Source organism: Maribacter arcticus (assembly GCF_900167935.1).
Taxonomy (GTDB): domain Bacteria; phylum Bacteroidota; class Bacteroidia; order Flavobacteriales; family Flavobacteriaceae; genus Maribacter; species Maribacter arcticus.
The window spans coordinates 46,307-66,370 of sequence record NZ_FUYL01000009.1 but is presented as its reverse complement, the minus strand read 5'-3'; the positions used below and the strand labels follow the sequence as shown (position 1 = coordinate 66,370).

Genomic DNA, 20,064 nt, shown 5'->3' with positions numbered 1-20,064 from the left:
GGTGCTAAAAATATTTCAAAATATAAAAGGGGATAAAGCCATTTGGGCCATTGCGGCACTCTTGGCCTTGTTTTCATTTTTACCAGTGTACAGCGCTAGTAGTAACTTGGTGTACGTGGTGGGTAGTGGTACTACTGTTGGGTATTTGGTAAAACATGCCATTCTATTGTTTTTAGGTTTTGGAATTATTTACGGTATACATAAAATACCTACGCATTTTTTTAAAGGGCTTTCTATGATTGCATTGCCCATTGTATTGGTACTGCTCATTTTTGTTTTAGCGCAAGGTACTTCGGGTGGTGGAACAAATGATAGCCGTTGGATACATCTTCCAATTGTCGGGTTTGGTTTTCAACCCTCAAATTTGGCCGCTGTTGTTTTGATGATTTATGTGGCGCGATATTTTTCTAAGGTTAGGGAGATTAAGATTACGTTTAAAGAGAGCATAGTGCCGTTATGGCTACCTGTTTTCTTGGTGGTTATACTCATATTACCCGCTAACTTTTCCACTGCAGCCATTATTTTCTCTATGGTGTTGGTTTTGTGCTTTTTGGGAGGATATCCTATTAAATATTTATTTGGAATTGTTGCTACGGGAATTCTTTGTCTCACTATTTTTATTTTGACGGCAAAGGCATTTCCAGATTTATTTCCGAATAGGGTAGATACGTGGATGAGCCGTATCGACAGTTTCTCGAACCCTGAAGATACAGAAGCCAACTATCAAATAGAAAAAGCGAAAATTGCAATTGCAACAGGTGGTATTGTCGGTAAAGGCGCTGGCAAAAGCATACAAAAGAATTTTCTACCACAGAGTTCATCAGATTTTATTTATGCCATTATTGTTGAAGAGTATGGGTTAATAGGTGGTTTTGCTTTAATGTTCTTTTATCTGTTTTTACTCTTTCGTATTGTAGTAGTAGCGAATGGCGCCACTACCATATTTAGTAAGTTATTGGTTTTAGGTGTTGGCTTGCCGATTGTATTTCAGGCACTAATCAATATGGCGGTAGCGGTAGAATTGTTTCCGGTAACGGGTCAGAATTTGCCCTTAATCAGTAGCGGAGGTACATCGAGTTGGATGACCTGCTTGGCGATAGGCATCATATTAAGTGCAAGTAATAAGAGTATAGTGCAGGAGAGTACTTCTGCTAGCGATATTGATGAAACGAACCCATTAGAGATTTTAAGTGGGCAATTATAGATTCATCTTATCGGGAGGTGGTACAGGCGGACATATTTATCCAGCCATAGCGATCGCAAATGAATTGAAAAGAAGACATCCTGATGCCGAATTTTTATTTGTAGGCGCGAAGGATAGAATGGAAATGGAAAAAGTGCCACAAGCTGGGTATAAAATCGAAGGATTGTGGATTACGGGGATACAACGGAAACTGACCCTTAAAAATTTACTGTTTCCGATAAAATTGATAAGTAGTTTAATGAAAGCAAACAGCATCGTATCGAAGTTTAAACCCCATGCCGTAATTGGCACAGGTGGTTTTGCTAGTGGTCCGTTGTTAAAAATGGCAACCGTAAAAGGGGTGCCATGTGTGCTGCAAGAACAAAATTCTTTTGCTGGTATAACCAATAAACTATTAAAAGATAAAGTAGAGAAAATCTGTGTTGCCTATGATGGCATGGAACAATTTTTTCCAAAGGATAAAATTGTAAAAACAGGAAATCCTGTGCGTTCAGATTTGGTTGAACTTAAAGCGACCAAAAGTGAAGCATTGGCATTTTTTGAATTGAATGCCGATAAAAAAACCTTGCTGGTATTGGGTGGTAGCTTAGGCGCTAGACGCATTAATCAACTAGTAGCAGATCATTTAGCATATTTCGAAGAATTGGGGCTGCAAGTAATATGGCAATGTGGCAAAGGGTATTACGAAACATACAAGGCAAATGAGTCCGAAACTATAAAAGTGCATGCTTTTTTAAACACGATGGATAAGGCGTATGTAGCTGCCGATTTTATCATTTCTCGTGCAGGAGCAGGAGCTGTATCAGAATTATGTTTAGTAGGGAAGCCAACCTTTTTTATTCCTTCTCCGGTTGTAGCTGAAGATCACCAGACTAAAAACGCACTATCGTTAGTAGGTCATAATGCGGCAATTATGATACGTGAGAAAGATTTAGACAAGAAGTTTAAAATGGAGTTTGAAGCAGTATTTAATTCTCCAGAAAAACAAAAAGAATTATCAAAGAACAGTAAGGCGTTGGCATTACCGAATGCAACAGCAGATATCTGTGATGAAATTGAAAAATTATTAAAGTAAAATGAATTTAGAGCAAATACATAGAGTGTATTTTATAGGTGTAGGAGGCATTGGTATGTCTGCCCTAGCGCGCTATTTTGCTTTCATTAATAAAACGGTTGTAGGGTATGATAAAACAGAAAGCCCTTTAACACAAGAATTATCGAATTCTGGTATTGCCATTCATTATAATGATGATGTAGAGCAAATACCTAGTGAGTTTGAAAATCCTGAAAACACACTAATCGTATACACTCCGGCAGTACCATCAAGTCACTCGGAGTATCAGTATTTTTTAGCGAACGGTTTTGTGATTAAGAAACGTTCAGAGGTATTGGGCCTTATTACAAAAGATTCGTTCTGTTTTGCTGTGGCGGGCACGCATGGAAAAACAACAACATCAAGTATTCTAGCGCATTTGCTAAAAGAAACAGGTGTTAAAATGACTGCTTTCTTAGGCGGTATTTCGGAAGATTTCAACAGTAACTTTCTGTTAGAAGGCACCGAATATTCAGTAGTAGAAGCAGATGAGTTTGATCGTTCATTTATGCAGTTAACACCAGATGTAGCATGCGTAACCTCTATGGATGCTGATCATTTAGACATTTATGGTGACGCACAAGAATTAGAACGAACGTTTGTTGACTTTACAAAACGATTAAAACCGAACGGAAAATTATTCGTTCGTAACGGTTTGCCTTTAGAAGGGCTTACCTATGGCATTGAAGACGATTCGGATTATTGCATCCGGAACATAAAAATAGAACATGGTACCTACATATTCGATTTGGAGACCCCTGAAGCCAATCTTAAGGGGGTTGAATTCAACAAACCAGGAAGGCACAATTTGCTTAATGGTTTGGTAGCTTTTGCGATGGCGATGCAAGCAGGTTCCCCACCGCATCGCCTTGCTAAAGCCTTATCCACTTTTAAAGGTGTGCAAAGACGTTTTTCTTATAAAATTAAAAATGATGATTTTATTTTTATAGATGACTACGCCCATCATCCAACAGAAATAAATGCAGTTTTTGAAGCGATTTCAGAAATGCATCCGAATAAAAAAGTATTGGCCATTTTTCAACCACATCTATTTTCAAGAACACGAGATTTTGCCGATGATTTTGCAAAAAGCTTGTCTCAATTCGAAAACATTTTGTTGTTAGATATCTACCCAGCAAGAGAAGAACCAATTGTAGGAATAGATTCACAATGGTTGCTAGAAAAAATAACGAGTACCAATAAAACTTTAATTTCAAAGGAACAAATCATTTCTGAAATTAAAATACAGAATCCGGAGGTTTTAGTAACCATGGGAGCTGGAGATATAGGTTTAGAAGTGATGAAAATTAAAAATGAACTATCGTATGCGGGTTAATTGGAATTTTTTAAAGTTGACTGCTTTGATTCTGGTAATCATGGGGTTATACGCTTTTTCGAATAATCGAAATAGCGCTAAGAACGTTACCGGAATGAAGGTAGAGTTCATTGGTGATGATAATTTATACCTGACCGAAGGAACGGTTAATAAATTGTTAATACAAAAATACGGTAGTCTAAAAAACGTCCCCAAAGAAAATATAGTTTTGAATACTGTGGAAAAAGCCATTGAGGCCAATGAAATGGTAAAAAGTGCCCAAGTCTATCTAACTATAGATGGTGAGCTTACGTCGAAAATTGTTCAACGGAAACCAATCGGACGCATAGAGGGGGATAAAAAGTATTATTTGGACGACGAAGGAAAGAGCATGCCTCTTTCTATGAATCACTCAGCAAGAGTTCCTATAATAACAGGCAATATCAGTGGTAAAAGCCTTGAGGATGTCTATGTCATATTGGGGCATATTAATAAAGACGATTTTTTTCGTAAAACGATAATCGGTATTCACATAAAAGGTGAGAATGAGTATCAATTACGATTAAGGCTTAACAATTTTGTAGTGAACTTAGGCGGTATTGAAGATTTGGATGCGAAGTTCAACAATTTTAAGGCGTTTTATGCCAAAGCGAACAAGGATGAAACCTTGGAGGATTATGCGGTAGTAAGTTTAGAATTCAATAACCAGGTGGTGTGCACTAAAATTTAATAAAAATGGAACAAACTAAATATTCAGTCGGTCTAGACATTGGAACAACGAAAATCGTTGCCATTATCGGTAAGGAAAATGAATACGGTAAGATTGAAATTTTGGGTATCGGTAAATCCAAAAGTTTAGGTGTACACAGAGGTGTTGTAAATAACATAACACAAACTATTAAGTCGATACAACAAGCAGTAGAAGAAGCTGAGGCTAATTCTGGTCTTAAGATCGGTTCGGTAGTAGTAGGTATCGCTGGTCAGCATATTAGGAGTTTACAGCACAGCGATTACATTACTCGAAAAGATTCTGAAGAAGTAATCAATGAAGAAGATTTAGATATCCTTATTAATCAAGTGCACAAATTGATTATGCTTCCTGGTGAGGAAATAATTCATGTTTTACCACAAGAATATAAAGTTGATGGGCAAGGAGAGATTCGTGAGCCTATAGGTATGTATGGTGGTCGATTAGAAGCAAATTTTCATGTTGTTGTAGGGCAAGTAGTTTCCATAAAGAATGTAGGTCGTTGTATTAAAAGTGCAGGTCTAGATTTAGGAAACATTACGCTAGAGCCATTAGCATCATCTGATGCGGTATTGAGTCAAGAAGAGAAAGAAGCTGGTGTAGCATTAATCGATATAGGAGGTGGTACTACTGATTTAGCCATTTTTAAGGATGGTATTATTAGGCATACTGCAGTTATTCCTTTCGGTGGTGGTGTAATTACCGAAGATATTAAAGAAGGTTGTTCTATTATCGAGAAACAAGCTGAGTTGTTGAAAACTAGGTTTGGTTCAGCATGGCCAGGAGAGAATAGAGATAATGAAATAGTTTCAATACCAGGTTTACGCGGTAGAGAGCCAAAAGAAATCTCTTTAAAGAATTTATCTAAAATCATTCATGCACGTGTAGTTGAAATCATAGAACAGGTTTATGTGGAGATTAAAAACTATGGTCATGAAGAGCAAAAGAAAAAATTAATTGCAGGTATTGTTTTAACAGGTGGCGGTAGTCAACTAAAACATTTGAAGCAATTAGTGGAATATATAACAGGGATGGATACCAGAATTGGTTATCCGAACGAGCATTTAGCAGGTGATTCAGATGAAGAAGTTGCTAGTCCTTTGTACGCCACAGCTGTCGGACTTTTAATGAATGCTATTAAGAACGAAAAAAAGCTAAATAGTATTAAGAAGAAAGCGCAAGCATCTGAAGGTTTTGTGCAAGCAGAACAAGAAGAAGTTGAAGCTTTTGCGGGTGTTGAAGAAGATGAGTTCGGAAGTAAGAACAGAATGTACAAGGAAAGAAAATCTGTTTTTGATAAGTGGTCTGAAAAGTTGAAAGAGTTTTTAGATAACGCAGAGTAATTAGCATAAAGTAGAATATACATAACCAGTAATAATTTAGATTATGAGTAAGAACAGCGAATTTGATAATATCTCTTTTGATCTTCCAAAGAATCAAAGCAACGTTATAAAGGTCATCGGTGTAGGTGGTGGTGGTAGCAATGCCATTAATCACATGTTCCAGGCAGGAATTAACGGAGTTGATTTCGTAATCTGTAATACAGATTCACAGGCTTTGGATAATAGTCCGGTGCCTAACAAAATACAATTAGGTGTTTCATTAACAGAAGGTTTGGGTGCTGGTGCCAATCCTGAAGTTGGAGAACAGGCTGCAATGGAAAGTATAGAGGAAATCAAATCTATGTTGGATTCTACGACAAAGATGATTTTCATAACTGCTGGTATGGGTGGGGGAACAGGTACTGGTGCTGCTCCCGTCATAGCCAAGTTTGCTAAGGAAATGGATATTCTTACAGTAGGTATTGTTACAATGCCTTTTCAATTCGAAGGTAAAATGCGTGTTGAACAAGCACAGCGCGGTATCGAGAAATTACGCAAAAATGTCGATTCGCTGATTGTCATTAATAACAATAAATTAAGGGAAGTATATGGTAATTTAGGCTTTAAAGCTGGTTTCTCTAAAGCTGATGAAGTTTTAGCAACGGCTGCTAGAGGTATTGCTGAAGTTATTACACATCACTACACTCAAAACATCGATTTACGTGACGCTAAAACAGTACTATCTAATAGTGGTACGGCAATTATGGGGTCTGCTATATCATCTGGTTCTGCAAGAGCTAATGAAGCAATCATGAAAGCATTAGATTCTCCGTTATTGAACGATAACAAAATTCAAGGCGCTAAAAATGTTTTGTTATTGATAGTTTCTGGAGCACAAGAAATTACTATTGATGAAATAGGTGAAATCAATGATCATATTCAAATAGAAGCTGGTTATGGAGCAAACATCATTATGGGTGTTGGTGAAGATGAAAGCTTAGGTGAGGCTATTGCGGTAACGGTAATCGCTACGGGTTTTAATATAGAGCAGCAGGATGATATTGTAAATACGGAGTCGAAAAAAATCATTCATACATTAGAAGACGGTCAACGTGCCGAGGCAATGTTGCTTTCCAATTCCAAAAATGTACACATATTGGAAATGGATGAAGAAGAAGAGGTTAAAGAAATTAAGCCTGTACAAAAATATGAGTTTGTTGATGAGGCAGATTTTGATTTAATACCGACTACAAATTACATCAAGAATTTCAACGTTTTTTACGAAGAGGTAGTAGCGCTTAACGTTTCTGAAGATGATTTTGTAATCGTAGATTCGGCAGCTAGAGATATTGAGGTTGTTGATCCAGAAGTATTAAAAGCTAATAAAGTAGAAGATGATGATTTTACTTTAGGTTTTGATATGCCTTTGAATGATGAGGAAAAGCAAAACGTGATAACTTTTGACTTGCATGAAGAAGTAAAAGATTTAGATGTAAACGATAGTATTGAAGTAATACCTGTTTTAGAATACAATAAGAATGGTGAAAAGCGCTATAGCTTAGATGATTACATGCAGTTGGAAAGTAAGTTGACCGGAGCGAAATCTAAAGCAGAAGAGTTTGAGCCAAAGATTATTGAAGACGAATTGATATTTGAAAAAAGAACTGTCGCTCCAAAAAGAGAAATACACCCAGAGGAACAATTAGATCCAATGGAAACTCCTATAGAAGAGTTATTGCGTGAAAGAGCTGATGAGCGTAGAAGAAAGCTTAAAGATTTCAACTATAAGTTTAAGACTAGCGCACCTAGCAGTTATGATGAAAAGAAACCTGCTTACCAAAGACAAGGGGTGAATTTAAATGATAATCCTAGAGAGAGTAAAATTTCTAGAACATCACTTAGTGGTGATAGTAACGATGATATTCAGTTACGTTCAAATAACTCATTTTTACATGATAATGTAGATTAGAGATAGCATACAACTAATATTTTTAAACCCGAAAACTAAGATAGTTTTCGGGTTTATTTTTTATCTTCGCAAACCAAAATAAGGAGGCTATGAGTTTACAGCAAAAAGTAATGGAGCAATTGAAATTGGCTATGAAAGCTAAAGATAAGGTTGCATTAGAATCACTTAGAGCTATAAAATCAGCGCTCTTAATGGTAAGTACTAGTGGTGATGGTGAAATCACAGAGGATGACGAAATACAATTAGTACAGAAATTAGTAAAACAAAGAAAAGATAGTGCTGCAATATTTATAGAGCAAGGAAGACAAGATCTTGCCGATCCAGAATTGGCACAAATTGCGGTTATCGAACAATTTTTGCCAGAACAACTTACAGAAGAGGAAGTAGAGAAAGTAGTGGTTCAAACTATTGATTCAATAGGTGCTTCAGGAATGAAGGATATGGGTAAGGTAATGGGTATTGTATCTAAAGAATTAGCAGGTCAAGCAGATGGTAAATTAATTTCTACCATTGTTAAAAAGAAATTATCATAAGTATTTTGTGCTTGCTTCATAACATTTAGTTTTGAATACTGAATACTGAATACTGAATACTGAATACTGAATACTGAATACAGAAAAAAATGGCCTCGTGGCGCAACTGAATAGCGCATCAGATTTCGGCTCTGAGGGTTGGGGGTTTGAATCCCTTCGAGGTCACTAGTAAAAAGCCTAATCAACACTATTTTAGTTGATTAGGTTTTTTTATTTTATTTTTTGGGTAAATCGGTACAATAATCGGTACGATAATGTAGTGTAGTTTAATTCTAAGATATATCTAAAAGATATTTTGACAATGCTCTTTTGACTTTGAGTTTGTTAAATTTCAATTTCAAATATTAGAAAAACCAAAGCCAGAAAATAATCTTTGCATAAATGCATATAGTACTAAGATGAATAAAATTACTGTAAACCAAGTAAAGGCCTTTAAAGAATACTTAAGGATAAGATTGCTTAGGTTTTTAAAACCATCTTCATATATTCCTTTCAAAAGTAAAACTGTCTTCATAATGTTGGGGGTTATTATTTTTAACAAATCTCCTGCAATAAATAAACGTAAGTTTTAAGATTCGACCAAAAGCAGTAAATACTTGGTTGAAATACATGCTCAATTCTTTTTAAAGAAGAAATCGTCCTTTTACAGACCAAGTATTAATTTTATCTTAAGTTAAACGGTGATTTTTGAAGATAAACTACAACGTAAACGCCCATGCCATATCTAGTAATTTTCAATTCCTAAAATTATATTGGATAACTACTTGTGAAAGTTCTTGTAATTAAATAGTTCTTATTGTAGTGCATAAGGCATTAGTTTTCTAATTTTTTTGTCTCTACATACATTGTTTGAGATTAATTCCCCCTTCGAGGTCACTATTAAAAAAGCCACATCTTTAACGGATGTGGCTTCTAATTTTATAGTTTATTTTATAAATTGTGGTATTGCTTATCTAAGTCGTAATGGAATTTGAGATTATATTTTTAATAATCATTTTGGCATGAATTCGGGAGTTCTCGATGAACCATTTATGAGTTTCCATTCCGCCACAAATTACCCCTGCCAAATAAAGTCCTTTGACGTTGGTTTCCATCGTTTCTGTGTCATACACTGGAAGTTTCTTCTCATCATTGCTGATATGTACACCTAACATTTCTAAAAAGCTAAAATTAGGTTTGTAGCCTGTAAGGGCTAATACAAAATTATTATCAATTTCTACGTCTCCGGTTTCTGTTGCTAGAGATATTTTGTCCTTTGTGATTGCCTTAACTGTTGTATTATAATACGCCTTAATGCTACCTTCTTCAATTCGATTAATTATATCTGGTCGAACCCAATATTTTACACGTTGTCCTACCTCTGAACCACGAATAATCAATGAAACTTCAGCACCTTTTCGCCAACACTCTAACGCAGCATCAATAGCAGAATTACTAGCGCCTACAACGGCTACTTTTTGACCTGAGTAGTAATGTGGGTTATTATAATAATGAACTACTTTATCCAAATTTTCACCAGGTACATTCAATAAGTTAGGAATGTCGTAAAAACCTGTAGCAACCACAATTTGTTGCGCAGTATATGTATTCTTGTTTGAAGTTATAGTAAAGGTTTCGTCAACTTTTTTGACGTCCTCAACTTTTTCGAACAAATGAATATTTAATTTGTTGGAGGTTACTATACGTCTATAGTATTCTAAAGCCTCATCTCTTTTGGGCTTAGCTTCTTTGCTAATAAAAGGAATATCATCGATTTCCAATTTTTCAGATGATGAGAAAAACTGCATGTTAGATGGGTAGTGGAAAAGGGAATTTACAATAGGCCCCTTTTCTAAGATAAGGTAGCTAATACCGTTTTTCTTGGCTTCTAAACCACACGCTATCCCTATTGGTCCACCACCAATGATGATGATATCAAATTCAGTTTTCATCCCTTTAATTCTTTTATCGTTTTTAAAGGGTCGTCACTTTTAAAAACAAAGCTGCCGGCAACTAAAATATCAGCACCTGCTTCTACTAATTTTTGAGAGTTTTGAGTGGTAACACCTCCATCAATTTCTATTAAAGCAGATGATTTTTTTCTTTTAATTAATGCTTTTAAAGCCTTTACTTTTTCGTACGTATTTTCAATGAACGATTGGCCGCCAAAACCAGGATTAACACTCATAATCAATACTACATCAATGTCTTGAATGGTGTCTTCTAACAGCATTATATTGGTATGCGGATTTAAGGCGACACCAGCTTTCATACCATGAGCCTTAATGGCCTGCAATGTTCTATGTAAATGAGTGCATGCTTCGTAGTGCACCGTTAATATGCTGGCTCCTAAATTGGCAAATTCTTCAATGTAACGGTCAGGGTCTACAATCATTAAATGCACATCTAGTGGCTTCGTGGCACTTTTTTGAATTGCCTTCACCACAGGCATACCGTATGAAATGTTTGGAACAAAAACGCCGTCCATAACATCAATATGATGATACTCTGCTTCACTGGCGTTCACCATTTCTACATCACGCTGAAGATTTCCAAAATCTGCAGCTAAAAGTGATGGTGCTATACTTGGTTTTCTCATTTCGTATTCCTTTTGGATTTATTACAAAAATAAGAATTTGAAATTCGTTGTGCTCAGATTTTGGACATTGCTTTTACTTCATTCAATCTATTTTAGCGTCACCATTTTTCATTAAAATAGGATTTACTTTTGTCTTATACTTTTCTAGAATATTGTTTAATTTTTCTAATTCTACATCAAGCTCTGCTGATAATTCTTCATATACTTTGTATGCGCCATTAGTAGGTTTGGCATCTCCATCTTCTACACTACGTCGTAATGATGCTAATCTATTGTTTAGTTTTATCGGAAAGTTTAAAGGGTCTTGTCCAGACTGATTTTTAACCTGATACAGGGCTTCTTCAACTTCTGATAATTCTTTTAAAAACGGAGTTACGGTTTTATTATAATCGTTTTGTTCAATTTTATCTTTTGAATCACTGAATGTTTTTTTGATTTTTCGAATTTTAATAACCGCTTCATTGGCAGCAGTAGTTTTCCCCATTATTTTGTTTGACAATTCGAACTGCTCATCTAAATCTTCTTTAGTGATTCCTTTAAGATTTGGATCCATTTCTAGATCAAATGAATATGTTTTTTCATAATCTCCTGATTTCATTTTTACCTTATAAGTGCCTAAAGGTGCTTTTGGGCCTCTTGCAGGTCTTGCGCTCCAAATAATCATACCATCAAAAGTTGTCGCTCCAGGATACCTAAGGTCCCACGTAAATGTGTTGATTCCTTTTGCGGTGGTAGGTTTCGATGAGCCTCCACGTAACCAATACGGTAAATTTGGGTCAATCTCATACTTAGGTTCGCTACCGGTAAAGGTGTTTATTAATTTGTCGTTGGCATCATAAATTTCAAACGTGATGGTATCTTTCTGATCTTTTAGATAGTATTGAATAGATGCATCGGTTAACCCTCTATAGGTATTACTAGGTTGAAACAGTACTGCTTCTTGTTTGGTCATTTCTGGAGTGAACTGTCTTAGTGGTTGAATATCATCTAAAATCCAAAAACCTCTACCGTGGGTTCCTAAAACAACATCATTGTCTTTAATTACTAAATCACGTACGGGCGTGTCTGGTAATTTTAACTGAATACTCTGCCATAATTCACCATCATTCATAGAAAAATAAACGCCATGCTCTGTGGCTAAGAATAGAAGGCCTTCTCTAACCGGATCCTCGCGAACAGCTCTTGCAAAATGACCATCTTTGATTCCATTTGTAATCTTTGTCCAAGTTTTACCATAATCATGGGTTTTAAAAACATAAGGTTGTCTATCATCTACTTGATATCGGTTTGCAGCGACGTATAGTGTACCGGGATTATGGATAGATTCGTCAATAATACTGACTCTAGAAAATTTTGGTAAATCTTTTGGAGTAATGTCTGCCCAATTTTTACCTGCATCTCTAGTGATATGTATTTTTCCGTCATCTGAGCCTGCCCAGATGGTATTAATGTCATGATTAGATGGTGCAAGTGCAAATACAGTAGCGTAAATTTCAGGTCCGTTCATATCCATGGTAATAATTCCACCAGTTTTCCCTAATGTAGAGGGGTCTGCATAGGTGAGGTCCGGACTAATTTTTTCCCATGATTGTCCGTCATCGGTAGTTTTCCATACGTGTTGCGAGCAAGTATACATTACGTTAGAATCTTGTGGAGCGAACATAATCGGAAACGTCCATTGCCAGCGTTCTGGTAGCGCACTGGCAGGTTCTCCTGAGAAAAACCTTGGATATACTTGAATGTCTCTTGATTGCCCGTTGCTTCTATCATATCGTGTTAAAAGTGCACCTTGGCTACCTGCATAGAAAATATCTAAATTCTCGGGGTGCTGGGTAATCCAACCACTTTCACCTCCGCCAACGGCATAAGCCCAACCATCGCCTTGACCACGTGCCTGCATATGTTCCCAACCATCACTAGGCATAGCTATAGTACTATTGTCTTGTTGTGCACCTGCAACATGATACGGAATATCATTAGTTGTCATGACATGATATAATTGCGTAGTAACATAATCTTCTTCTGTCCAAGTCTTTCCACCGTTTATGCTCACGATACCACCACCATCATTGGAAGAAATCATACGCTGCGGATTATTTGGGTCAATCCACAAATCATGGTTATCGCCATGCGGTACTTTTATTTCGGTATCAAAAGTTTTACCACCATCCGTAGATTTCCAGAAATCAACATTTAATCCGTAGACAATATCTTTATCAAAGGGATCAGCATAAATTCTAGAATAGTAAAAAGCGCGTTGTCTAAGTTTACGCTCATCATTGGTGCGTTCCCATGTTTTACCAGCATCATCTGAACGAAATACACCACCTTCGTTTGCTTCAACAATTGCCCAAACACGGTTTGAATCTGCGGGAGAAACAGTCACTCCGATTTTACCAATAGGGCCATCTGGCATACCAGGATTTTCTGTTAAATCTGTCCAGGTCTCACCGGCGTCAGTGGATTTCCATAGCTTACAATCTGGTCCGCCGCCCCACATTTTCCATGCTTTTCGTTGAACCTGCCACGTGCTTGCATATAGAACTTTAGGGTTATTTCTGTCGATGATTAAATCTACCGCACCAGCTTTGTCGCTAACATATAATGTCTTTTTCCATGTATTTCCACCATCCGTACTTTTAAAAACCCCACGTTGTTCATTATCACCATAGGGGTGACCTAGAGCAGCAACATAAACGATATCAGGATTTGTTGGATGAATTCTAATTCGAGATACCGCTTGGGTTTCTTCAAGTCCTAAATGCCTCCATGTTTTACCGCCATCTTTAGTCTTATAGACACCATCACCTTGCGTTATGCTACCGCGTAGTTGTACTTCTCCCATGCCGATATAAACAATATCAGGATTTGTTTCTGCGATGGCTACCGCACCAACTGAAGAGCTTGTAATTTGGCCGTCTGTAACTGGCGCCCATTCATTACCACCATCCGTAGTTTTCCATAGTCCGCCACCAGTAGCTCCAAAATAATATTCGTTCGGTCTACCTGGGCTACCTGCTGAACCTAATGAACGACCGCCACGAACGGGTCCAATATTTCTCCATTCTAAATTTTCATAGTAATCTTTCTCTAATGGAGGAGTTATGTTGGTTTTGTCTGATTTCTTTTGAGCAAAACTGGTGCTAAAAATAGATAGCACAAATACAAGAAAGAGATAGCGGAGCTTAATAGTCATAAAGTTGAAATTTGGTTGGTATACTAAATATTGGATATTGAATAATTCTAGTTTGAAAATAATAATTTAATCTGCTAATTCTATGAGATTGCTCAAATTTAACGGCTTGGTAAACATGTCAATCTCACCTTCATTATTAAGTGGCCATTCACCTTTAGGCCGATCCCAATAAAGTTCTACTCCGTTGCCATCTGGGTCATCAAGATATAGTGCTTCTGAAACACCATGGTCTGCAGCGCCTGTAAGTTGATATTTAAAATCATTGAGTCTTTTTAAAATTTGCCCCAAATCCTTTCTGGTAGGGTATAGAATTGCTGTATGGTATAGTCCGACTCCATGTTTCGAAGCATGCGGTGCATTCTTGCTCTGCCATGTATTTAAACCAATATGATGATGATAACCACCAGCAGAAATAAAGGCTGCCTGTTCACCATACTTCGTTGTAATTTCAAAACCTAGTATCTCACAATAGAAATGAATGGATTGATTTAGGTCAGATACTTTTAAGTGTACATGACCTATTCTTGTTTGATCAGGAATTTTGTATTTCATGAAATTTTAAACTATTCTTTCCCAGTATATATCTTATGATTTTCATCTCCGCCAGCAATGATATATGCGAATAAATCTACGACCTCTTGCTCATTTAATCTATTCAACAAAGCTGGAGGCATTGGAGATACCGGTGAAAGCTCTTTTTTTAGTATGGCACTCTTTGCAATACTAACGGTATAGCTTTCATTAAATGGATTCGGCATTATTACAATAGAATCTCCAACTTCAGATTTAATTCGACCAGCCAGTTTCGCGTCGTCCTTTAAATGAAAAAGGGTATTTGCATATTGGTCTGAAATTTCATCGTTCGGACTATAAATAGCGAACATTAAATCATAAGTACTGAATTTTGTATGTGCTTGGGTAAGATCAGGACCTGCAGCACCACCTTCACCACGCATTCTGTGACACAATACACAGGTTGCCGAGGCAAATGCTCTTTTACCAGCTTTTATATTGCCTTGGTAGTTATCTAAGCCACCCCAAACAACATCGCCCATATTTTCGCCAGTGTAATTTTTACCTGGTCCAAAAGGTTGTGGTAAATCTGCCACAGCGCTAGATGGAGAGTATACTCCGGAAATTTCTTGAAAATAATCTCTTTCTTTTTCTGGAACATGAGATAGGGCTCGTTGCCTTACATTCTCCATATAGGCTTTAAAGCTCATGCCACCCTTAGAACCTAACACATCAAAATACCAAGAAAAATAACGCGTTCTTAAATCTTTGTTCCATCCATTTTCGGCATTGCTTAATAGCATACCGTAATAAATAGCCTCACTTGGCGGCATTTTAGCGATAACATCCCTAATTAATGGACCGTATTGCTCACTGCGCAAGGTGGCTTCATTAGATAGCATTTCAACACCTTCTGTAACTGTTTTTTGCTCTGTATGATATTCGAGTCTCTCTACAAGTTTATTGACTATACCGTCAGCTTCTAGGTATAAAAGTATCTGAGCCAATTCTTTACTCACAGCACTTTCTGTTGCAGGAAATAAAGGGTTTAAAGTTTTTATGATTTTTTGTTTTTCGCTCTTGTTTGGCATTCCCATTCTAATGAAATTTAGAGAATAGGTGCGAAGTAAATCCATCTGCATTTCAGCATCTAAAGTGGTAATGGGTATTGCCATTAATTTTTTCAAAATCAACGATTGAAGTTGTTCGTCGCCCTGATGATTTAAAGCAATACTACTTTCAATAATTTTTCTGTTGTCAGATTCTTTTTTGTAATTGTCTAACCAAGAAGCAATAGGTTGATGTTCTAATGCAACTCTAGAGGCGTATCGCATAAATCGATCCTTATCTGCTAAATGCTCCCATGCCAATTCTGTGCCTTTCGGGGAAACAGTTACATGGTACTCTTCTATTTGTTTACGCAGATTTCGTTCTTGTGTATTATTTGAATTTACCTGGGATGTTTTGGTTGTATCTGAGCCTGTATATCGCAATCGGTAGAGGTGAGAATCTAGTCTACGACCACCGGTTGCAAAATATAAGTTACCGTCATTACCCGCAATCATATCTGTTAAGGGTAGGGGAGTTCCTGATAAGAATTCTTCCCTTTTGGCTTCATAAGTACTTTCTTTCTCAATTAAATCAATAAAATAAACGGTACCAAAACTCCAATCCATTGCCAATAGTCCGTTTTTATATCTCTCAGGAAAATTTAGTGAAGAGGTGGATAAAACTGCGGTTGGGGATCCTTGTTCTAAATTATGAACGGCAGGTAAATTGTCTGGATAATAGGCAGGCCATTTTCCGGATCCTGTTCGCCAGCCGTATTCGCTACCACTGGTAACATGGCAAATTCTAGTAGGTCTATACCAAGGCATACCAATATCCCATTCCATGTCGGCATCATATGCGAAAAGCTCACCATCTGCATTGAAAGCCATATCAAAAGGATTTCTAAAACCTGCAGAAATTAATTCAAAAGACGACCCATCAGGATTAAATTTTGTTATCCATCCGCCTGGCGCTTTAATATCATTTGCGTGACCTCTGGCATCTAAATAGGGGGTAAAGAGATTATCCTCGTCCCAGTTGTTGGGTATTCGACTATTTTGTTTTACACTTTCAGGTATTAAAGTATGGTTGCCGGCAATGAAATAAATTTCCTTTGCATCTGGTGATAGTGTGAAACTATGTGGCCCATGTTCTCCGCTTCCTTCTAATTTAAGAAGCATTTTTACGGTATCTAACTTGCCATCATTATTAGTATCGGTTATTCTGTAGATGCCACTACCATTCTCTTGGTCGTCTGAAATTTCGTCATCCCAATTTTTATTAACCGCAACATATAAACTATTGAACGCCCACAATAAACCATGTGCTTCCCCAATTTCTAAATCTAATGACGTTACATCTTTCGCATTAAGAACATCTCCAATTTCAGGAGTTTGAAATTGATATAGTTTACCATATTGATCACAAGCATACATTGTATTACCATTACCCTGAGCTAATGCTACCCACGAGCCTTGTTCATGATTACTGGGATGATAAATTTCTTCTAGTAGAAAATCTTTTGGAGTGTTAAATTCGATACTCGTTTCTTCTACGTTTTCTTTTTCTTTCTTGTTGCAAGAGAATAGTAAACACGTGAGGGTGATAATTAAGAATCGGTTGGTGGTATTGGTCATGATTTCTGATAATTGGTTACTTAAAGATACAAAGTAACATAATGCAATTATCAGTCTAATTGACGTAATCCTTCATAAATTGAAATAGCCACGGCATTTGCTAAGTTTAAACTTCTAATATGCTCGCTGTATAAGGGTATTTTGGCTGTTTTGTTATGATACTGCGCTAAGATTGATTTAGAAAGTCCGACAGATTCTTTCCCAAATACCAAAAACATTTCATCTTTATAATCAATCTCCCAATGGTTTTGCTTTGCGGTAGCAGAAAAGAAAATCATTTCTTTATCATGATGCTGTTCAAAGAACGATTCTAAATTTTCGTAGATGATTACGTTTAAGTGTTGCCAATAATCTAGACCAGCTCGTTTTAAACGTTTATCACTAAGTTCGAACCCAAATGGCTTTACTAGGTGAAGTGTAGATCCTGTGGCAAGCGCCAATCTACCAATATTACCTGTGTTATTGGGTATTTCGGGTTCTATTAATACAATATTAAAACTCATTATTTTTTAAAGGATTGTAGGTATAAATGTTCCACTTTTTCTCTTGCCCAGGGTGTTCTTCTTAGAAATTTTAAACTGGACTTAATTGACGGATTACTTTTAAAACAGTTGATATCTATTTGACCGGCCAAATCTTCCCATGAATACTTTTTAGTAAGTTCTTCTAGTATAGTAACTAGTTTAACGCCATGTAACGGATTATTGGGTTGGGTTTCAGAATTCATCAATGAAATATTAATATGATTATGTGGTTCGGTTATTTCTGGAATGCAATGTACATTGATAAGGCGGGAATTTCTATATTATTTTTTAAAGTTCGTTCGCCTTTTAAATCAAACGTGTCGCCAGAAACGGCTTCTTGCCAAGTGCCATCAATTTTATAATTTATGTTTTTGTTGTAAGCGTTATAAACAACCAAAATATTCTTCCAACTATCTTCATTGGCATTGTCCTTAATCATATAGGAAACAATTCCATCTTCAATAGTCTGAAATTTTAAATGACTTACTACATCTTTAGCACTTTTCATGTGAAATGCTGGGTGGGCCTTGCGTAGTGAAATTAAATTCTTATAATATTGAAAGACTTCTTTGTGTTGAACTTTCCAATTCCAATTAATTTGGTTGATGCTATCTGGGAGGTTATAGGAGTTGTGCTCCCCATTTTTTGTACGGAGCATTTCTACACCTGCATGCAAAAACGGAGTTCCTTGAGAGGTTAACACAATTGCATTTGCCAATTTATCCATAGCAATTAATTCGTCTGTATCTGCTTCAGGCTTTGAGATTTTTAATTTATCGAATAAGGTGTGGTTGTCATGACAAGATACATAATTGATAGACTGCCAGGGTTCTAATGCCCATGGCACATTTGAATAGTTAACTTTTTTATATTCGAGTTGTGGATGTTGAATTGCGCCAATAACTCCGAATTTTATAGATTCCTCCATGTCTTTTGCGCTACTGACAAAACCAGTGCTTTCATCTTCAAAAACAGAGCCTTTAATGCCATCACGAACATCATCGTTAAAAGCAGCAATTTGAGGTAATTGCTTCATGTGTTTTTTAAGGGCACGTTTTTCTTCGGGAAGTGGTGAATCTTTTGCTGTCCATCCTTCACCATATAATAATGCATCGGGATTTATTTTTTTGACTGCGTCAGCTATTTTATTCATGGTTGTGATGTCATGAATTCCCATAAGGTCGATTCGAAAACCATCAACATGATATTCCTTAGTCCAATACGTAACAGATTCTATCATGAATTTTTGCATCATAGCACGTTCAGAAGCTGTCTCGTTACCACAAGCTGCCGCGTCGGCATAAGAGCCATCTTGCCAATGTCGATAGTAATAGCCTGGCACTTCTTGGTTGAAGTTAGCTTCTTTGGTCTTGCCAGTATGGTTGTAGGCCACATCTAGTATAACACCGATGTTATTATCATGAAAGGCTTTCACCATTTGCTTGAATTCCTTAATCCTAACTGCAGCATTAAAAGGGTCTGATGAAAACGAGCCTTCAGGCACATTATAATTTTGTGGATCATAGCCCCAATTATATTGAGGTCTATCTAAATTTGTTTCGTCAATTGAATAATGGTCAAAAGTGGGTAATAAATGTACATGGGTTATTCCCAATTCCTTTAAATGGTCTATGCCAGTAGAAATATTGTCTTTCCCTTTTGTACCTTCCTCGACCAGTCCTAAATATAAACCGGGTAATGATGAGCCTGATTCAGGATGGATGGTCATATCTCTAATATGAAGCTCATAAATAATGGCTTCGTTCAAATGGTTTATATGCGGACCTTTATCTTTTTCCCATTTATCAGGATTTGTAGTGTTCAAATCAAGAACCATAGCTCTATTGCCATTTACCCCAACTGCTTTGGCGTAGATACCAGATGTTTCTTCTAACCATCTCCCATTTATTTTCACCTGATACGTGTAATAAATTCCATCAAGGTCTTTGGTTACCTCTTTTTGCCAAATGCCACTTTTGGCAGATTTAAGAGAAAAAGTTTCGAAAGAATTGGAAGCATTGCCAGTTTTAAATAATCGGACTTTAACTTCTTCTGCTGTAGGGGACCATAATTTAAATAAGGTTGATTCTTTAGAATAATTAGTCCAAAGGTTTTCATGAATTGGTGCAGGATAATTGTCAAAACTTGTAGTGAGTTTTTGATTTTTGCAAGAACTTAAAAATGTGACACTCATTATTATTAATAAGAATTGTTTCATTGGTATTGAATGATAGTAATCTAATATAAGGAAGATAAATTTGAGAGCCTTTGTTGGTTGTTGTAATCGTTCGAATAACTTAACAGACCATTATAAATGAAAAAACTCCGGTAATCAGCCGGAGTTTATTCATCAATCAAAAAACGAACAGTCATGATAAACTG

16 protein-coding genes and 1 tRNA gene are annotated in these 20,064 nt (G+C 36.6%); 8 read left to right on the top strand and 9 right to left on the bottom strand.

Features of this window, described 5'->3' with window-relative positions; translation table 11 throughout:
• The first annotated feature begins 1 nt into the window (after position 1).
• The 8 genes from B5X55_RS14020 (at position 2) to B5X55_RS13985 (ending at position 8,349) form a co-directional block, all read left to right on the top strand.
• A complete protein-coding gene (locus B5X55_RS14020; RefSeq protein ID WP_079513262.1) occupies positions 2 to 1,204 on the top strand; it encodes an FtsW/RodA/SpoVE family cell cycle protein in 1,203 nt (400 codons plus the stop codon).
• Positions 1,191 to 2,279: an undecaprenyldiphospho-muramoylpentapeptide beta-N-acetylglucosaminyltransferase gene (gene murG / locus B5X55_RS14015; protein ID WP_079513261.1), complete on the top strand. Its 1,089-nt coding sequence runs from the start codon at positions 1,191 to 1,193 to the stop codon at positions 2,277 to 2,279. The genes B5X55_RS14020 and murG overlap by 14 nt, the downstream gene beginning before the upstream one ends.
• Before the next feature lies 1 nt (position 2,280).
• Positions 2,281 to 3,633, top strand: coding sequence for a UDP-N-acetylmuramate--L-alanine ligase (gene murC, locus B5X55_RS14010; protein ID WP_079513260.1), 1,353 nt, complete (start codon positions 2,281 to 2,283; stop codon positions 3,631 to 3,633).
• A gap of 40 nt (positions 3,634 to 3,673) precedes the next feature.
• Entirely contained in the window at positions 3,674 to 4,342 is a 669-nt protein-coding gene (locus B5X55_RS14005; protein ID WP_317042721.1) for a cell division protein FtsQ/DivIB, read from the top strand.
• A gap of 5 nt (positions 4,343 to 4,347) precedes the next feature.
• A complete protein-coding gene (gene ftsA, locus B5X55_RS14000; protein WP_079513258.1) occupies positions 4,348 to 5,703 on the top strand; it encodes a cell division protein FtsA in 1,356 nt (451 codons plus the stop codon).
• Positions 5,704 to 5,746: 43 nt separating this feature from the next.
• Positions 5,747 to 7,651, top strand: a complete 1,905-nt coding sequence (gene ftsZ, locus B5X55_RS13995; RefSeq protein WP_079513257.1) for a cell division protein FtsZ — start codon at positions 5,747 to 5,749, stop codon at positions 7,649 to 7,651.
• 89 nt (positions 7,652 to 7,740) lie between these two features.
• A complete protein-coding gene (locus B5X55_RS13990; protein ID WP_079513256.1) occupies positions 7,741 to 8,184 on the top strand; it encodes a GatB/YqeY domain-containing protein in 444 nt (147 codons plus the stop codon).
• A 91-nt stretch (positions 8,185 to 8,275) separates the two neighbouring features.
• Positions 8,276 to 8,349: transfer RNA gene (locus B5X55_RS13985), tRNA-Arg, on the top strand.
• 172 nt (positions 8,350 to 8,521) lie between these two features.
• Here B5X55_RS13985 and B5X55_RS18885 read toward each other — a convergent pair.
• The 9 genes from B5X55_RS18885 to pulA all read right to left on the bottom strand — a co-directional run bounded on the left by B5X55_RS18885 (position 8,522) and on the right by pulA (position 19,900).
• Positions 8,522 to 8,698 carry a DUF6747 family protein gene (locus B5X55_RS18885; RefSeq protein WP_200811620.1) on the bottom strand — a complete coding sequence of 59 codons (177 nt, stop codon included), beginning with the start codon at positions 8,696 to 8,698 and terminating at the stop codon, positions 8,522 to 8,524.
• A 439-nt stretch (positions 8,699 to 9,137) separates the two neighbouring features.
• Entirely contained in the window at positions 9,138 to 10,115 is a 978-nt protein-coding gene (locus B5X55_RS13980; RefSeq protein WP_079513255.1) for a YpdA family putative bacillithiol disulfide reductase, read from the bottom strand.
• Complete coding sequence (gene rpe, locus B5X55_RS13975; RefSeq protein ID WP_079513254.1) at positions 10,112 to 10,762, bottom strand: ribulose-phosphate 3-epimerase; 651 nt, start codon at positions 10,760 to 10,762, stop codon at positions 10,112 to 10,114. The genes B5X55_RS13980 and rpe overlap by 4 nt, the downstream gene beginning before the upstream one ends.
• 82 nt (positions 10,763 to 10,844) lie before the next feature.
• Entirely contained in the window at positions 10,845 to 13,958 is a 3,114-nt protein-coding gene (locus B5X55_RS13970; RefSeq protein WP_079513253.1) for a VPS10 domain-containing protein, read from the bottom strand.
• Between the two features lie 66 nt (positions 13,959 to 14,024).
• Positions 14,025 to 14,510, bottom strand: coding sequence for a VOC family protein (locus B5X55_RS13965; RefSeq protein WP_079513252.1), 486 nt, complete (start codon positions 14,508 to 14,510; stop codon positions 14,025 to 14,027).
• Positions 14,511 to 14,521: 11 nt separating this feature from the next.
• Positions 14,522 to 17,158, bottom strand: coding sequence for a c-type cytochrome (locus B5X55_RS13960; protein WP_079513251.1), 2,637 nt, complete (start codon positions 17,156 to 17,158; stop codon positions 14,522 to 14,524).
• Positions 17,159 to 17,208: 50 nt separating this feature from the next.
• On the bottom strand, positions 17,209 to 17,661 hold the full coding sequence (locus B5X55_RS13955; protein WP_079513250.1) for a tRNA (cytidine(34)-2'-O)-methyltransferase: 453 nt from the start codon (positions 17,659 to 17,661) through the stop codon (positions 17,209 to 17,211).
• Positions 17,661 to 17,885, bottom strand: coding sequence for a VF530 family protein (locus B5X55_RS13950; RefSeq protein WP_079513249.1), 225 nt, complete (start codon positions 17,883 to 17,885; stop codon positions 17,661 to 17,663). Before B5X55_RS13950 ends, B5X55_RS13955 begins: the two co-directional genes overlap by 1 nt.
• Before the next feature lie 32 nt (positions 17,886 to 17,917).
• Positions 17,918 to 19,900 (bottom strand): type I pullulanase, encoded by a 1,983-nt coding sequence (pulA, locus tag B5X55_RS13945; protein WP_079513248.1) that lies wholly within the window; start codon positions 19,898 to 19,900, stop codon positions 17,918 to 17,920.
• Positions 19,901 to 20,064 lie beyond the last annotated feature (164 nt).

What these genes read in the sequence shown, in the direction of transcription:
- ftsA (WP_079513258.1), top strand. Translation starts at nt 4,348, where the DNA reads ATGGAACAAACTAAATATTCAGTCGGTCTAGACATTGGAACAACGAAA.
- rpe (WP_079513254.1), bottom strand. Translation starts at nt 10,762, where the DNA reads ATGAGAAAACCAAGTATAGCACCATCACTTTTAGCTGCAGATTTTGGA.
- B5X55_RS13980 (WP_079513255.1), bottom strand. Translation starts at nt 10,115, where the DNA reads ATGAAAACTGAATTTGATATCATCATCATTGGTGGTGGACCAATAGGG.
- pulA (WP_079513248.1), bottom strand. Translation starts at nt 19,900, where the DNA reads ATGAAACAATTCTTATTAATAATAATGAGTGTCACATTTTTAAGTTCT.
- B5X55_RS13970 (WP_079513253.1), bottom strand. Translation starts at nt 13,958, where the DNA reads ATGACTATTAAGCTCCGCTATCTCTTTCTTGTATTTGTGCTATCTATT.
- ftsZ (WP_079513257.1), top strand. Translation starts at nt 5,747, where the DNA reads ATGAGTAAGAACAGCGAATTTGATAATATCTCTTTTGATCTTCCAAAG.
- B5X55_RS13965 (WP_079513252.1), bottom strand. Translation starts at nt 14,510, where the DNA reads ATGAAATACAAAATTCCTGATCAAACAAGAATAGGTCATGTACACTTA.
- B5X55_RS13990 (WP_079513256.1), top strand. Translation starts at nt 7,741, where the DNA reads ATGAGTTTACAGCAAAAAGTAATGGAGCAATTGAAATTGGCTATGAAA.
- murC (WP_079513260.1), top strand. Translation starts at nt 2,281, where the DNA reads ATGAATTTAGAGCAAATACATAGAGTGTATTTTATAGGTGTAGGAGGC.
- B5X55_RS13960 (WP_079513251.1), bottom strand. Translation starts at nt 17,158, where the DNA reads ATGACCAATACCACCAACCGATTCTTAATTATCACCCTCACGTGTTTA.
- B5X55_RS13955 (WP_079513250.1), bottom strand. Translation starts at nt 17,661, where the DNA reads ATGAGTTTTAATATTGTATTAATAGAACCCGAAATACCCAATAACACA.
- B5X55_RS14005 (WP_317042721.1), top strand. Translation starts at nt 3,674, where the DNA reads ATGGGGTTATACGCTTTTTCGAATAATCGAAATAGCGCTAAGAACGTT.
- B5X55_RS13950 (WP_079513249.1), bottom strand. Translation starts at nt 17,885, where the DNA reads ATGAATTCTGAAACCCAACCCAATAATCCGTTACATGGCGTTAAACTA.
- B5X55_RS18885 (WP_200811620.1), bottom strand. Translation starts at nt 8,698, where the DNA reads ATGAAGACAGTTTTACTTTTGAAAGGAATATATGAAGATGGTTTTAAA.